General features: G+C 67.6%; 15 protein-coding genes. 11 read left to right on the top strand and 4 right to left on the bottom strand.

Annotated elements, in window-relative coordinates:
- Window positions 1–50: 50 nt before the first annotated feature.
- Window positions 51–1,298: an aminotransferase class V-fold PLP-dependent enzyme gene (locus tag QRT08_RS12405; protein ID WP_286046282.1), complete on the bottom strand. Its 1,248-nt coding sequence runs from the start codon at window positions 1,296–1,298 to the stop codon at window positions 51–53.
- Between the two features lie 130 nt (window positions 1,299–1,428).
- Between QRT08_RS12405 and QRT08_RS12400 the strand changes: the two genes are divergently transcribed.
- Complete coding sequence (locus tag QRT08_RS12400) at window positions 1,429–2,397, top strand: TatD family hydrolase (RefSeq protein WP_286046281.1); 969 nt, start codon at window positions 1,429–1,431, stop codon at window positions 2,395–2,397.
- Here QRT08_RS12400 and QRT08_RS12395 read toward each other — a convergent pair whose 3' ends face one another.
- Window positions 2,398–2,688: a DUF424 domain-containing protein gene (locus QRT08_RS12395; protein WP_286046280.1), complete on the bottom strand. Its 291-nt coding sequence runs from the start codon at window positions 2,686–2,688 to the stop codon at window positions 2,398–2,400.
- On the bottom strand, window positions 2,685–3,422 hold the full coding sequence (locus tag QRT08_RS12390; RefSeq protein ID WP_286046279.1) for a tetratricopeptide repeat protein: 738 nt from the start codon (window positions 3,420–3,422) through the stop codon (window positions 2,685–2,687). Before QRT08_RS12390 ends, QRT08_RS12395 begins: the two co-directional genes overlap by 4 nt.
- 294 nt (window positions 3,423–3,716) lie before the next feature.
- Between QRT08_RS12390 and thpR the strand changes: the two genes are divergently transcribed.
- The 8 genes from thpR (at window position 3,717) to QRT08_RS12350 (ending at window position 9,115) form a co-directional block, all read left to right on the top strand.
- Window positions 3,717–4,280 carry an RNA 2',3'-cyclic phosphodiesterase gene (thpR, locus tag QRT08_RS12385; protein WP_286046278.1) on the top strand — a complete coding sequence of 188 codons (564 nt, stop codon included), beginning with the start codon at window positions 3,717–3,719 and terminating at the stop codon, window positions 4,278–4,280.
- An 82-nt stretch (window positions 4,281–4,362) separates the two neighbouring features.
- Window positions 4,363–4,659 (top strand): DUF7563 family protein, encoded by a 297-nt coding sequence (locus QRT08_RS12380; RefSeq protein WP_286046277.1) that lies wholly within the window; start codon window positions 4,363–4,365, stop codon window positions 4,657–4,659.
- 43 nt (window positions 4,660–4,702) lie between these two features.
- Window positions 4,703–4,855, top strand: coding sequence for a 50S ribosomal protein L39e (locus tag QRT08_RS12375; protein ID WP_066379730.1), 153 nt, complete (start codon window positions 4,703–4,705; stop codon window positions 4,853–4,855).
- A complete protein-coding gene (locus QRT08_RS12370) occupies window positions 4,855–5,133 on the top strand; it encodes a 50S ribosomal protein L31e (protein WP_286046276.1) in 279 nt (92 codons plus the stop codon). The genes QRT08_RS12375 and QRT08_RS12370 overlap by 1 nt, the downstream gene beginning before the upstream one ends.
- Window positions 5,133–5,798 (top strand): translation initiation factor IF-6, encoded by a 666-nt coding sequence (locus QRT08_RS12365; RefSeq protein ID WP_286046275.1) that lies wholly within the window; start codon window positions 5,133–5,135, stop codon window positions 5,796–5,798. Before QRT08_RS12370 ends, QRT08_RS12365 begins: the two co-directional genes overlap by 1 nt.
- Window positions 5,799–5,874: 76 nt before the next feature.
- Window positions 5,875–6,330: a prefoldin subunit alpha gene (pfdA, locus tag QRT08_RS12360; protein ID WP_369684840.1), complete on the top strand. Its 456-nt coding sequence runs from the start codon at window positions 5,875–5,877 to the stop codon at window positions 6,328–6,330.
- 1 nt (window position 6,331) lies between these two features.
- Entirely contained in the window at window positions 6,332–7,504 is a 1,173-nt protein-coding gene (gene ftsY / locus QRT08_RS12355) for a signal recognition particle-docking protein FtsY (RefSeq protein ID WP_286046273.1), read from the top strand.
- Window positions 7,505–7,588: 84 nt separating this feature from the next.
- Entirely contained in the window at window positions 7,589–9,115 is a 1,527-nt protein-coding gene (locus tag QRT08_RS12350; RefSeq protein ID WP_286046272.1) for a flippase, read from the top strand.
- Here QRT08_RS12350 and hpt read toward each other — a convergent pair.
- Window positions 9,112–9,663 (bottom strand): hypoxanthine/guanine phosphoribosyltransferase, encoded by a 552-nt coding sequence (gene hpt / locus QRT08_RS12345; RefSeq protein ID WP_286046271.1) that lies wholly within the window; start codon window positions 9,661–9,663, stop codon window positions 9,112–9,114. The two genes, QRT08_RS12350 and hpt, sit on opposite strands and share 4 nt — an antisense overlap.
- Before the next feature lie 99 nt (window positions 9,664–9,762).
- On the opposite strand from hpt, the gene QRT08_RS12340 reads away from it, so the two are divergent.
- Together QRT08_RS12340 and QRT08_RS12335 are read left to right on the top strand one after the other, a co-directional pair.
- The gene (locus tag QRT08_RS12340) at window positions 9,763–11,649 is read left to right on the top strand and encodes a right-handed parallel beta-helix repeat-containing protein (protein ID WP_286046270.1); all 1,887 of its coding nucleotides are present in this window, start codon (window positions 9,763–9,765) and stop codon (window positions 11,647–11,649) included.
- A gap of 241 nt (window positions 11,650–11,890) precedes the next feature.
- On the top strand, window positions 11,891–13,810 hold the full coding sequence (locus tag QRT08_RS12335) for a hypothetical protein (RefSeq protein WP_286046269.1): 1,920 nt from the start codon (window positions 11,891–11,893) through the stop codon (window positions 13,808–13,810).
- Window positions 13,811–13,840: the final 30 nt, after the last annotated feature.

Genomic DNA, 13,840 nt, shown 5'->3' with positions numbered 1-13,840 from the left:
ATCGAGCGGGAACGCTCGTACACCGTGACCCCCGTGGGGTCGGCGTTCGCTCACGCGAACAGCTGTCGGGCGTCGCCGACCGCCTCCACCAACCGATCGACCTCATCGCGGGTGTTGTAGAGGTAGAAGGAGGCCCGCGCGGAGGCCGCGACGCCGAGTTTGTCGTGCAGCGGCTGGGTGCAGTGGTCGCCCGCGCGGATCGCCACCGCGTGGTCGTTCATGATCGAGGCCATGTCGTGGGCGTGAACCCCCTCCAGATTGAAGCCGACGAGGCCGCCACGCTCGGTGGCCTCCTTCGGCCCGTAGATCTCGATGTCGTCGAACCCGGAGAGACGATCGAGGGCGTACTCGGTGAGCCACTCCTCGTGGGCGCGGATCCGGTCCATGCCGATGCCTTCGAGGTACTCTACTGCCCTATCGAGGGCGATTCCCTGCGCGATCAGCGGGGTGCCGGCCTCGTACTTCCACGGGAGGTCGTTCCAGGTGGTGTCCTCGAACGTGACCTTGCGGATCATCTCGCCGCCGTAGAGGAACGGCTCCATCCCCTCGAGGATCGCCCTCTTCCCGTAGAGACAGCCGATGCCCGTGGGGCCGGCCATCTTGTGGCCCGAGAAGGCGTAGAAGTCGGCGTCGATCGCCTCGACGTCCACCGGGCGGTTCGGGACGGCCTGTGCGCCGTCGACGAAGATCAGCGAGCCGTTCTCGTGGGCGAGGTCGGCGAGTTCGCTCACGGGGTTGATCGTCCCGAGCGCGTTCGAGACGTGCACCACGGAGACCATTCGGGTGTCCTCGCCGATGAGTTCGCGGGCGTGCTCCATGTCGAGTTCGCCCTCGTCGGTGATCCGGACGTAGCGCACTTTCGCGCCCGTTCGCTTCGCGATCTGTTGCCACGTCACCAGCGAGGCGTGGTGTTCCATCTCGGTGAGGACGACTTCGTCGCCCTCCTCGAGCTCGTTCAGCCCCCACGCGTAGGCGACGAGGTTCTCGGCCTCGGTGGTGTTCTTCGTGAAGACCATCTCCTCGCGCCCGCCCGAGGCGCCGACGAATTCTGCCAAGCTATCGTGGGCCTCCTCGTAGCGAATAGAGGCCTCCTGGCTGAGGTGGTGGATCCCGCGGTGGACGTTCGCGTTCGTTTCCCGGTAGTACTCCGCGATCGCGTCGACCACCTGGTTCGGCGTCTGCGTGGTGGCGGCGTTGTCGAGATACACTAGCCGATTGCCGTCGAACTCCCGTTCGAGAATCGGGAAGTCCTCCCTGATGCGTTCGACGTCGAGCGGTGCGGATTCCTGAACTCCCATTGAGGAGGGAGAGGGGTTCGAGGGAGAACATTCCTTCGGTCCTCACGGGCGGACGTAACCGAAGTCGGTTTCACCACCCGCGGTACGACGTTTCGCACCATTACTTGTGGCTGTACGCGTAATCCGATCCATGACGTCGTTTACGAACCGGCCACTCGGCGGTACGCCCGCCGGGGAGACGCCCGAACCGCTCGAGATCCCGTGGATCGACATCCACCAGCACACCCAGTCGCTCACGTGGAACGACAGGGAACGATTCGATCTGAGCGGCGCTCGCGCGGCGGTGATGATCGCCGCGGGCTACTACTGGGCGCCGTATCGCCCCGTCTCGGCCGACGACGTCCGGTTCCTCTGGGACGACGCCCTCCGGCGGGCGGCGTGTTTCGATCACCGGCACTTCTACGACCAGTACGTCGCCGTCGGCGTCCACACCTGGGCCGGCGTGGAGGGGAGCGAGGAACTGCTCGCGGCGCTTCCGGACTACTGTGCGGACGAGCGGGTGGTCGCCATCGGCGAGACGGGAATCGAATCGACCCACCACACGGTCGGGTGGGGGATCGACGAACAGCGCGACGTCGTGCGCGAACAGATGCACGTCGCCCGCGAAACGGGCCTGCCGATCCTGATCCACACCCCCGGATCGAGCAAGGGCGGCCTTTCCGCGAGATATAGCCACAGCTACGAGGAGGCGAACGCGAGCTTCACCGAGCCGTTGTTGGGTCCCGCGACCGCGAAACGCGAGGCCGTCGAGATCGACCTCGAACTCGCGGACGAGACGGGGTTGTCCGACGAGCAGGTCGTGATCGACCACGCGAGCCCCGAGATCGTCCCGCTCGTCCTGGAGAACACGGACTGTTACCTGAGCTTCAGCGTCAGCGCGCCGTGGCTGCGCGGGTTCGACCCCGCCGACGTCGCGAGCGCCATCGAGGCGTACGGAGCCGACAGGATCGTCCTCGACACCGACCTCATCGGCGCGATGGAACACGACGCCTTCGCGATGAAGCGGACGATCATGGACCTGTGTCGTCTCGGCGTCGACCGCGAGGACGTTCGGGCGATCGTCTACGAAAACCCCTCGAAACTCCTCGGGATCGACTGATCACATCCGCAGGAACTGCGCGTGGGGCGTGCCGTCGATGTCGAGGACGTTCGTCTCGTCGACGTGGCCCCGTTCGATGGCGAGCGCGACCGCCCGCTCGCCGACGAGGTTCGCGACGCTCGCGCGCGCGAGCGTCGCCGCGACCTCCGATTCCGCGGCCTCGTCGCCGCCGTAGAACTCCTCGGTCACGGTGATCGAGACCTCGCCGTTCTCGAAGGTTTCCCCGAGGACCTCGCGATCGCAGACCGAGACCAACAGCCCCTTCGGGGTCTCGCGCTCGTTTACGATCATCGCTCCATCAACTGTTGTTCGCTCTCGGCGCGTAGCTCCTCGGCCTCCTCGGCGAGGTCCTCGGCGCGTTCGTCCTCGCCCAGTTCCTCGTGGGCGCGGGCCTTCTCCTCGAGCAGGTCGGCGCTCCTGAGTCCGAGGCGCATCGCGTTGTCGAAGCAGTTGACCGCCTCCTCGGCGAGACCGCGTTCGAGCAGGAAGAAGCCGCGGTTGTACCACGCCTGCGGGAAGCGGTTGTCGATCTCGACGGCGCGTTCGGCGTGTTCGAGCGCCTGCTCGGTCTTGCCGGTCTCCCAGAGCGCGTACGCGAGGTTGGTCTCGGCGACCGCGGCGTGTTCGGAGCGATCGTCGATCCGCAGCGCCTCCCGGTAGGCGCCGATCGCCTCGTCGTACTCCTCGAGTTCGGCGTGGGCGACGCCCTTGTTCGCCCACGCCTCCTGGGCGAGCAGCGAGTCGTCCTCGGCGAACCGGGCGGCGCGCTCGAAGGTCGTGGTCGCCTGCTCGTGGCGGTTGATCCCCATGTACGAGAGGCCGACCTCGACCAGCGACTCGACGTCGATGTCCTCGCGCGAGACGTTGTGCTCGTCGAGCAGGTCGGTGAGCACGCGCGAGTCGACGGGATCGACCTTCTCGGGGTCGACCCGGAGTTCGGGGGGATCGAGGTCGAACTCCTCGTAGGCGTCGGAGAAGCCCTGTCCCTCGGAAAAGCGGTGGTCTCGGTCCTCTGGATCGGTCATGGATGGGATAGGGGCGATGCGGTGTTAAGCCCTACGCACGAAAGCCCTCGGCCGGACTTGGCAGTCCGGCCTCGCCCCTTTCATTTCCTCCAGGCCGCATTGCGAGCAGTTCGGGCCCGAACTGCTCGCTTAGTGAACCAGCCCTTCCCCGTCCCGCTCGTGTGGCTGCCGGACGTGGCAGCCACGCTCACGCCGGCCACCGCACCACTACCCCAGTACCGCACTACCACAGCAACAGCAACGGCCACCCGACTGCACCCACAGCGATTACCCGCTGGGCGTCGAACGCCCGCCATGCGCCTGTTCGTCAGCATCGACCTCCCCGAGGAGTTCGCAGAACGGATCGCGGCCGTCCAGGAGGACCTCGACGAGGCGGAGGGGATCCGGCCCACCGATCCGACCCAGACCCACGTCACGCTGAAGTTCCTCGGCGAGATCCCCGAGGACCGCCTGCCCGAACTGGAATCCGCCCTCGAAACCGCCGTCGCCGACTCCGACGTTTCGCCCTTCGAGGCCGAGTACGGCGGCCTCGGCGTCTTTCCCTCGATCGAGTACATCAGCGTCGTCTGGATCGGGGTCCGGGACGGGACGACGGAGATGACCCGCCTCCACGAGGCCATCGAACGCGAGACGGTCGAGATGGGGTTCGATCCCGAGGATCACGACTTCACGCCCCACGCCACGGTCGCGCGGATGGACCACGCCGGCGGCAAGGAACTCGTCCAGCGCCTCGTCCGCGAGCGCGATCCGACCATCGGCCGGCCGACGGTCGAGGCGGTGACGCTGAAAGAGAGCGAACTCGGCCCCGAGGGATCGGTCTACTCGACGGTCCGCTCGTACCCGCTCGACGCCGATTAGCCGGTCGCTAACCCCGGTATCGGATTCGATACCGTTGAAACAATATATTATATTTATTATGTTTTAGATACGATATGTCCGTATGGTTCGATGTGATTGCTGTGATGGATACGTCTCGCGGGACTACGCGCGCGTGTTCGGGGACAACCACGACTGCGTCACCTCCTGTCCGAACTGCCAGACGGGGTGGGACGACGGCACGGAGGCCGACGAGGAGCGTTCCGAGCGCAAGGTGACCTTCAGGATGAGCGAGTTCGAGTCCGACACCGCTTCGGGATCCGGGGACGCTCCCGTGCCCTCCGATTCCGCGGGTTCGGAGACGACCGACGGCGGTTCCCGGTTCGGTCGCGTCGGCAGGGCGGTCTCGGGGCTGTTCTGAAAAGGACAGGATTTTATGCGCCGCCGGGGTACTGCCGGGTACTATGGGCAAGAAATCGAAGGCGAAGAAGAAGCGCCTGGCGAAGCTGGATCGCCAGAACTCGCGCATCCCCGCGTGGGTGATGCTCAAGACCGACCGCGACGTGACGCGAAACCCCAAGCGGCGAAACTGGCGCCGTAGCGACACCGACGAATAATGAGCGCGAGCGACTTCGAGGAGCGCGTGGTGACGGTCCCGCTGCGGGACGCGAAAGCACAGGCCAGCCACGAGCGCGCCGACAAGGCGATGTCGATCGTCCGCGAGCACCTCGCGAAACACTTCTCGGTCGAGGAGGACGCCGTACGTCTGGACCCCTCGATCAACGAGGCGGTCTGGGAACGGGGCCGACGAAAGCCCCCGAGCAAGCTCCGCGTGCGGGCCGCTCGGTTCACCGAGGAGGGCGAGGCGCTCGTCGAGGCCGAGCTCGCCCGATAGTGCTTCGCACCGCCTTTTTCGGGTCGTCGTCGGTCGGCGTCTTCGCCCGTGCGACCGACGACGCGGTCCTCGTGCGCAACGACGTCGAGGACGACCTGCGCGAGGGACTCGAGGAGGAACTCGCGGTCCCGGCGATCCCGACCACGATCGGCGGTTCCTCCACCGTGGGCGCGCTCTGTGTCGGCAACTCGAACGGCCTGCTCGTCAGTAGCCGGATCACCGACGCCGAGCGCGAGGCGATCGCCGACGTCGTCGACCTGCCGGTCACCGAACTGCCGGGGAGGATCAACGCCGCGGGCAACGTCGTGCTCGCGAACGACAGCGGCGCGTACGTCCACCCCGACCTCTCCCGGGAGGCCGTCCGGGCCGTGAACGATGGTCTCGGGGTCCCGGTCGAACGGGGCGAACTCGCGGGTCTCAGAACCGTCGGGACCGCGGCCGTGGCGACGAACGACGGCGTGCTCTGTCACCCGAAGGCGACCGACGGCGAACTCGACTTCCTCGAGGAGCTCCTCGACGCCTACGCCGACATCGGGACGATCAACTACGGCGGGCCGCTCGTCGGCTCCGGCCTGGTGGCGAACGCCTTCGGCTACGTCGCCGGTCAGGACACCACGGGGCCCGAACTCGGGCGAATCGAGGACGCACTGGGCTACCTCGACTAGGAAGATACTTCCGACTCGCTGCCCCAGTCGTAGGCATGACGTTCGTTTCTCTCAACACGGTGATCGCGCGATGAGCATGGGCGGCACAAGCCCCGAACTCCAGGAGCTCTCCCAGCAGCTCCAGGAGCTCGACGCCCAGCAGGAGGCGCTCGAAGACGAGGTCGAGGCCCTCCAGGACGAACAGGCCGAGATCACCGAGGCCGTCTCCGCGCTCGAATCGCTCGAGACCGGCTCGACGGTACAGGTGCCGGTCGGCGGCGGCGCGTACGTCCGTGCGACGGTCGACGACATCGACGAGGTGATCGTCGACGTCGGCGGCGGCTTCGCCGCCGAACAGGAACGCGACGACGCGACCGAGACGCTCCAGACCAAACGCAACACGCTCTCCGAGCGGATCGACGAGCTAGAGTCCGAGATCGACGAGCTAGAGTCCGAGATCGACGAGGTCGAACAGCGCGCCCAGCAGGTCCAACAGCAGGCCCAACAGCAGGCGATGCAGCAGCTCCAGCAACAGGGGAACGACGAGCAGTGACATGTTCGACGGGCTGAAAGAGAAGCTCGGGCGCTTCCGTGACGACGTCGAGGAGGGGGCGGAAGCGGCGGACGTCGAGGGGGACGCCGAGACCGAGGAGATGCCCGAAGAGCCGGCCGAGGCCGCAGCACCCGACGCCGAGCCCGAACCGGCCGGTTCGGGCGAACCCGTCGACACCGAGGAACCGATCGAAGGGGCGACGGCCGAACCGGGGGAGGTAACGACCGAACCGGACGCGGCCGCGGAACCCGAACCCGGATCCGAGGAGCCGACGACCGATCGCTCCTCGGGCGGGTTCATGCACCGCGCGAGGTCGCTCGCGACGGGGCAGATCGTCATCGACCCGGAAGTCATCGAGGGGCCGCTCGACGACCTCGAGTTCGCGCTGCTCGAGAGCGACGTCGAATTCACCGTCGCCCAAGAGATCGTCTCGAACCTGCGCGACGACCTCGAGAACGCGACCCGGGGGATGACCCAGACGGTCGAGGAGCGGATCGACGAGGCGCTCCGGGAGGCGCTCTTGGAGGTGATCAGCGTCGGCCAGTTCGACTTCGACGAGCGGATCGCCGCGGCCGAAAAACCCGTCACGATCATCTTTACGGGTGTCAACGGCGTCGGCAAGACCACCTCGATCGCCAAGCTCTCGCGCTACCTCGAGGAGCGCGGCTACTCGACGGTGCTCGCGAACGGCGACACCTACCGTGCGGGCGCCAACGAGCAGATCCGAGAGCACGCCGATCGGCTGGGAACGAAGCTCATCTCCCACGAGCAGGGCGGCGATCCGGCGGCGGTGATCTACGACGCCGTCGAGTACGCCGAGGCCCACGACGTGGACGTGGTGCTCGGCGACACCGCGGGACGGCTCCACACCAACGAGGGGCTGATGGACCAACTCGAGAAGATAAACCGGGTCGTCGGCCCGGACATGACCCTGTTCACCGACGAGGCGGTCGCGGGCCAGGACGCCGTCCAGCGCGCGAAGAAGTTCAACGACGCCGCCGAGATCGACGGCGCGATCCTCACGAAGGCCGACGCCGACGCCAACGGCGGGGCGGCGATCTCGATCGCCTACGTCACCGGCAAGCCCATCCTCTTTCTGGGGACCGGACAGGGCTACGACGACGTCGAGCGGTTCGACCCCGACTGGCTCGTCGATCAACTGCTGGGTGAGTGATGGTGGCCGCCCCGTGAGGCCGCGGGCGTGTTCCGCCGAGGACCCGAATATCCCCCGTTTTCCCGCCCGGCGTGACCTCCGATAATGGCGAGCGAGGAGCCTTTTCGAAAGCTGTTCGCCGGCGGCAGCGTCGTCTTCGTCGGCGAGATGTTCGGGCTGGGGATCTCGTTTCTCTCCGCGCTCGTCATCGGCCGCCTGCTCGGCCCCGAGGGCTACGGCGCGATCTCGCTCGGCGCCGCGGCGCTCGCGACCGTCTCGACGGTCGTTCTTCTCGGGATGCACACCGGGGTCGGACGGTACCTGCCGCGATACGACGACCCCGAACGGCGACGGGGCGTCCTCGTCTCCGCCTTCCAGCTCGTGCTCCCCCTCTCGGTGCTCTCGGGGATCGGGCTGATCGTCCTCGCCGAACCGATCGCCGCCCGGGCCTTCGGGGATCCGAGCGTCGTCCCCGTCCTGCGGGTGTTCGGCCTCGCCATGCCGTTCGCGTCGGTCGAGAAGCTCTCCATCGGCGGGATTCAAGGGACGAAACGCACCGTCCCGAAGGTGCTCGTCGAGAACGTCACCGCCCACGTCACCCGGCTGGTACTGGCCGTGATCGTCCTCCGACTGGGCTACAGCGCCGCGGGCGTCGCGTGGGCGTACGTCGTCGGCCACGCCGCCGCCGCGGGGCTCGGGACGTACTACCTCCATCGGGACACGCCGCTGTTCACGCGGGTCGCGGCGGCCCCGATGCACCGCGAACTGCTCGCCTTCTCGGCGCCGCTGATCGTCTCGGCGATCATGGTGAAGATCCTCGCCGACATCGACACCTTCCTGCTGGGGTATTTCGTCTCGACCGCCGACGTCGGCGTCTACAACGTGCTCTACCCGCTCGCGACGATGCTGACGGTCGTGCTCGCCTCCTTCGGCTTTCTGTTCGTCCCGATCCTCTCGGAACTGCACGCCGAGGGTGACGTCGGGGAGATGGCCCACGTCTACCGGCTGGTCACGAAGTGGATATTCATGGCGTCGCTGCCGATCTTCGTGGTCATCGCGCTGTTCCCCGAACTGCTGATCCGCTACACGTTCGGCCCGCAGTACACCGAGGGCGCGCTCGCGCTCTCGGTCCTCGCGGTCGGCTTCTTCGTCCACGCGGTCGTCGGCCCGAACTACAAGACGCTGACCGCGATGGGCCACACCCGCCTCATCATGCTCGACAACGCCGGGGCCGCGGGGCTGAACGTCGCGCTCAACGTCGTCCTCATCCCCCGCTACTCGTATCTCGGCGCTGCGGTCGCCACCGTGATCTCCTACCTCCTGCTCAACGTGGCCTACTCGGTCCAACTCTACACCCGGTCCGGCATCCATCCGTTCAGCACGTCGCTCCTGCGACCCGCGACGGCCGCCGTCGTTGCGATCGGCGGAATCTACGCGCTCGTCACATCGCTCGTGACCGTCACGCTCCCGGTGTTCCTCGTGCTGTTCGCGCTCTTTCTCGCGATCCACGCCGTCGTAACCCTCCGCTTCGGCGGGATCGAACGCGAGGAGATCGTCCTCGTCCTCGACCTCGAAGAACGGCTGGGCGTGGATCTCGGTCCGGCCAAGACGCTCGCAAAGCGGCTCCTCTAGGACGTCTCGTGGACGACGACCCGTCCGTCCCGGACGTCGACCTCGACCAGCGACGTGAGCCCCACCGGGAGGTCGACGGGGTCGCCGACGCGCCGGATCACGACGACGACCTCCGTCGGTTCCGCCCCGAGTTCGCCGAGCGCCTCACACAGCGCCCGGAGGGTGCCGCCGGTCGAGCAGACGTCGTCGACGAGCAGGACGCGATCGCCGGCCCCGATCCCGTTGATGTAGAGATCCCCCTCCGAGTACCCCGTCTCCTGGTGGACGGCGACCTCGGTCTCGAACCCGTAGGAGCGCTTTCTGGCGACGCTGAAGGGGATCTCGGTCTCGAGGGTGAGCGCCGTCGCGTGGTGGATCCCCATCGACTCGGCGGTGAGGATCCGGTCGACCCGCTCCAGATCCGCGACGCGAGCGATCCCCTCGGCGATCTCGCGGAGCAACGGCGCCTCGACCGCCGGAATGCCGTCGGTCACCGGGTGGACGAAGTAGTCGTACTCCCCGCGCGAGACGACGGGCGCGCTCTCGAGGGAGCGGACGAGCCGGTCCATACCGGGACCTGAGCGACCGCGCCGAAAAGCCTGCCGGCCGAACGATGCTTTCAACAATAATTACACAAAACTTATTATTAATCTATATACTTCGGAATTATGCATCACGGACACGACGACAGGACGATGGGCCGGCGCGCCTATCTCACGCTCGGACTCGCCGCCGCCGCGAGCGCGGTCGGCGTGGGGTCCGCTCCAGCCATGGCGAGCGAGGATCCGGCACCGAGCGGGGAAGTAGGCGGCGGCGAGGGCTACGACCGGACGGTCTCGCCCGCCGACGCGGACGTGGTCGTCTCGACGCGCGAGGAACTGCTCTCGGCGCTCGAAGGGGGCTCGAAAACGATCTACGTCGCCGACGACGCGGTCATCGACCTGAGCGCCCGTCGGATCACGATCCCCGGCGGCGTGACCCTCGCCAGCGGCCGGGGGAGGGAGGGCTCGCCGGGCGCGCTGATCACCGCCGACGAACGCGCCTCGCGACTCTTCCAGATCTACGAGGAGGGCGTCCGGATCACGGGCCTGCGCTTTCGGGGCCACCGCGTCGGCTACTACGACCCCGCGGGGAGCGCCTGGGACAACGACTCGCTGGCGCTGCGTGCCTACGCCGACTGCGAGATCGACAACTGCGAACTCTACGGCTGGACCCACGCCGCGATCGGGATCGGCCGCCACGGCTCGGACCCGCTGGACAGCGACGCGCACGTCCATCACTGCTCGATCCACGACAACATGATGGAAGGGCTGGGCTACGGCGTCGTCGTCTACCGGGGCGACCCGCTGATCGAGCACAACTATTTCGATGGCAATCGCCACAGCATCGCCGGGGGCGGCGGTCCCGGGTGTAGCTACGAGGCCCGCTACAACCTGCAGGGGCCCAACGGCCTGATCTTCGGCTTCGAGATGCACCGTCCCGGCGGCGACCGGATCGACGTCCACCACAACACGTTCGAACTCGTCGAGAACCGGAGCGGGAACACCACCGCGGCGGTCGCCATCCGCGGCACGCCCGGTTCGGGCGCTCGCGTGACCGACAACTGGTTTTTCAACCCGACCGATCCCGGCGGCGACCGTCTGGCCGACGGCTCGCCCGTCATCCAGTACTACACCGACGCCGGCGGCAGCGGGTGGGACGAGGTCACGCTCTCGGGCAACCACTTCGGGAGCGACGAACCGCCCGCCGACGTCGGCCATCCCCGCGAGACGGACGACGACCGCGACGTGCTCACGGTCGCGGGCCGGGGCTCGACGGCCCACTACGAGTTCTCGGTCTCGGACGAGGTCGAGAAGTCCACCGAGTACGGGGGAACGATCAACGATTACGACTCGATCGACGGCTCGCGCGTGACGGGTCGGACGACGCGCGAACCCGACTCGTACGCCTTCACGGGCGAGGTCACCGACTTCGAGGCCAGCGCACCGGTCGACGTCTGGGTCAACGGCGAGGCGGTCGATCCCGCCGACCTCGGGGCCGGCCGCGACGTGCTCACGGTCGCGAGTCGGGGCTCGACCGTCCACTACGAGTTCTCGGTCTCCGGCGAGGTCGAGAAGTCCACCGAGTACGGGGGGACGATCAACGACTACGACTCGATCGCGGGATCGCGCGTGACGGGTCGGACGACGCGCGAACCCGACTCGTACGCCTTCACGGGCGAGGTCACCAAGTTCGAGGCCGCGGGGCCGATCGACCTCCGTCTCGACGGCGAGACCGTCGATCCCGACGAGTTCGGCGACCTAGAGCGCATCCTCACCGTCTCCGGTCGCGGGACGACGGCCCACTACGAGTTCTCGGTTTCGGGCGAGGTCGGGAAGTCCACCGAGTACGGGGGGACGATCAACGACTACGACTCGGTCGACGGCTCGCGCGTGACCGGTCGGACGACGCGCGAACCCGATTCGTTCGTCTTCACGGGCGAGGTCACCGACTTCGAGGCCAGCGCACCGGTCGACGTCGCGATCGACGGCGAGCCGGCGAGCCTCGGCCCCTGATCCGGCCTTTCGTTCAGGACGGCTGACTTTAACCCGTCGATATATCGCGTCTCGGGCGCTCTTTTCCGGTATCAGCGATTTCGGATCGTTCCCGATCGGCCGTCGTGTGGCTGTGTAACGCGGCGCGCCGTTAGATTCGACATAATAAAGCGGCCGTGGCTTCGAGGGGTGAGCGATGCGAGGGAGGGGTCGGTGTCAGCGGCGCGGTTCGGGTCCGGCGCTCGCGGAGGGGTGCCCGTAGATGCACCTCTCGATGGGCGGCTACCGGGTCAGCTTCGGCACCCTCGGGGCGGTCGCGGGACTGGTGCTCGCGGCGCTGTTGACCCCGCTCAACCTCTATCTCACACACATGCTGGTGCGGACCGTCCCGCCGGTGCTCGCGGTCGCCTGCCTGCTCTATCTGGCCGCGACGCGGACCCCGTCGGTCGATCGGATCGCGACCCTCCCACGGTGGGCCGTCCACGCCCTACCGGGCGTCGTCTTCCTCGGCGCGGCCGGGTTGATCGCTCTCTCGGTCCTGACCGGCGGGCGCGGCCCCGCCTTCTACGCGATCACGATCCTCCTCTCGGTGCTGGTGTTCGTCCAGATCGCCCTCGTCCCGGAACGCGACCTCTCGGTCGGGCTGTTGCTCGGGCAGGTGCTCGCGCTGGGGTTCGTCGTGCGCTTCGCCGGCCTGCTCGGATCGGCGGGCTACGTCGGGATCGACGTCTGGGTCCACATGCCCCAGTACGTCCAGGGGATCCTCGCCGCCGAGTCCCTCGAAGGGATGGGGCGGACGAAGTACAGCGCCGCGCCGCTCTATCACCTCTCGGTCGTCGCGGCGACGCTCCTGACGGGCGTGACGCCACGGCTCGCGCTCTTCGGATCGATCGGCGTCGCCATGGTCGTCGCGCCCCTGCTGGTCTACCTGACGGCCGCCCGCTTCGCGGACCCGCGCTGGGCGGTCTTCGCCACGGCGGCCTACTCGATCAGCGACTTCGTCGTGGTCTGGTCGATCCACATCATCCCGACGAGCCTCGGACTGCTGGTCTTTCTCGCCATCCTGTTGCTGTTCGTTCGGATCCAACAGCACGGGGCCCGGCCCGCCGAGATCGCCCTGCTGATCGGCCTCATGTTCGCGATGGCGCTGACCCACCAGGTGTCAGCGTTCATCATGCTCGTGCTGTTCGGTGCCGGCTCGCTCGCCCAGATCGGGTTGAACGCCGGCGGCCTCCGACGGCGGCTGTTCTCCGGCGAGGGCTCCTCGATCAGCATCCACAGCGTCCACGGTTACTCGGCGTTCGCGCTCGGCCTGCTCATGCTGGTCTGGAGCATGACCCCCTGGGGCGAGCGGACGTTCACCGAGGCGGTCGTCGTGGTCCTCTGGGGGTCGATCGAGGGCAGCGGGCTGTTCGACCGCAGCGACGCCGCGGGCGCGGCCAGCGGCGGCGAACCCGGCTCGTTCCTGGGCGAGACGCTCATCCCGCTGATCGACCACACCGGCTTCCTCGTCTTCCTGTTCGGGACCGTCGTCGGCAGCCTCTACCTCCTCGGGCGCGAGCGCACGAGCCAGCCGGGACTCACGCTCATCGTCGCCGCCGGGGTCATGATGGTCTTCACGCTCGTCCCGCCGCTGTTCGGCCTGCGGAACTTCCTGCCCGGGCGGTGGTTCGCCTTCCTCTACGCGGTGATGGCGATACTCACCGCCGTCGGCTTCGACCGCCTGCGCCGGGACTGTTCCCCACAGGTGCTCGCGGCGGTCGTGCTCGTGTTCGCGCTCACGTTCTCGGGGGGGATGGTGCTGGCGAGCGACGCGACGCAGGACGCCCCCGCCTTCCCCGAGGAGAACGTCCGCTACGGCTACTCGCCCGCGGAGGTGACGGCGATGGAGACGCTCGTCGAGACGACCGACAGTAGCGCCGAGAACCCCATCTACAGCGACAGCCCCTACACCAGCGTGCTGAACCGTTACGGCGGAGAAGAGCGATTCAGTTCGGCCACCGTCGACGGCGAGCCACCCGACCACGAGACCATCGTCTATCGGGACTACCAGCGCGACGGCGCGCCGCGCTTCGAGACCGCCGACGGCCGGGACCACGTCCGCCAGACGAACATCGAGGAGATGTGTGGCACCCGCACCATCGGCTACGACAACGGCGACGTCACCCTCTGTGAGCGGTGAGGCCGACGCGGCCAACGAACAAAGCCTTTA

The organism is Halalkalicoccus sp. NIPERK01, from assembly GCF_030287405.1.
In the GTDB taxonomy this organism is placed as follows: Archaea; Halobacteriota; Halobacteria; order Halobacteriales; family Halalkalicoccaceae; genus Halalkalicoccus.
This window is presented reverse-complemented; position numbering and strand designations above follow the sequence as displayed.

Bases quoted from the DNA above. Each gene is read 5' to 3' on its own strand.
- QRT08_RS12340 (WP_286046270.1), top strand. From the start codon at position 9,763: ATGCATCACGGACACGACGACAGGACGATGGGCCGGCGCGCCTATCTC.
- QRT08_RS12390 (WP_286046279.1), bottom strand. From the start codon at position 3,422: ATGACCGATCCAGAGGACCGAGACCACCGCTTTTCCGAGGGACAGGGC.
- QRT08_RS12380 (WP_286046277.1), top strand. From the start codon at position 4,363: ATGGTTCGATGTGATTGCTGTGATGGATACGTCTCGCGGGACTACGCG.
- ftsY (WP_286046273.1), top strand. From the start codon at position 6,332: ATGTTCGACGGGCTGAAAGAGAAGCTCGGGCGCTTCCGTGACGACGTC.
- QRT08_RS12395 (WP_286046280.1), bottom strand. From the start codon at position 2,688: ATGATCGTAAACGAGCGCGAGACCCCGAAGGGGCTGTTGGTCTCGGTC.
- pfdA (WP_369684840.1), top strand. From the start codon at position 5,875: ATGGGCGGCACAAGCCCCGAACTCCAGGAGCTCTCCCAGCAGCTCCAG.
- QRT08_RS12335 (WP_286046269.1), top strand. From the start codon at position 11,891: ATGCACCTCTCGATGGGCGGCTACCGGGTCAGCTTCGGCACCCTCGGG.
- hpt (WP_286046271.1), bottom strand. From the start codon at position 9,663: ATGGACCGGCTCGTCCGCTCCCTCGAGAGCGCGCCCGTCGTCTCGCGC.
- QRT08_RS12400 (WP_286046281.1), top strand. From the start codon at position 1,429: ATGACGTCGTTTACGAACCGGCCACTCGGCGGTACGCCCGCCGGGGAG.
- QRT08_RS12370 (WP_286046276.1), top strand. From the start codon at position 4,855: ATGAGCGCGAGCGACTTCGAGGAGCGCGTGGTGACGGTCCCGCTGCGG.
- QRT08_RS12350 (WP_286046272.1), top strand. From the start codon at position 7,589: ATGGCGAGCGAGGAGCCTTTTCGAAAGCTGTTCGCCGGCGGCAGCGTC.
- thpR (WP_286046278.1), top strand. From the start codon at position 3,717: ATGCGCCTGTTCGTCAGCATCGACCTCCCCGAGGAGTTCGCAGAACGG.
- QRT08_RS12375 (WP_066379730.1), top strand. From the start codon at position 4,703: ATGGGCAAGAAATCGAAGGCGAAGAAGAAGCGCCTGGCGAAGCTGGAT.
- QRT08_RS12405 (WP_286046282.1), bottom strand. From the start codon at position 1,298: ATGGGAGTTCAGGAATCCGCACCGCTCGACGTCGAACGCATCAGGGAG.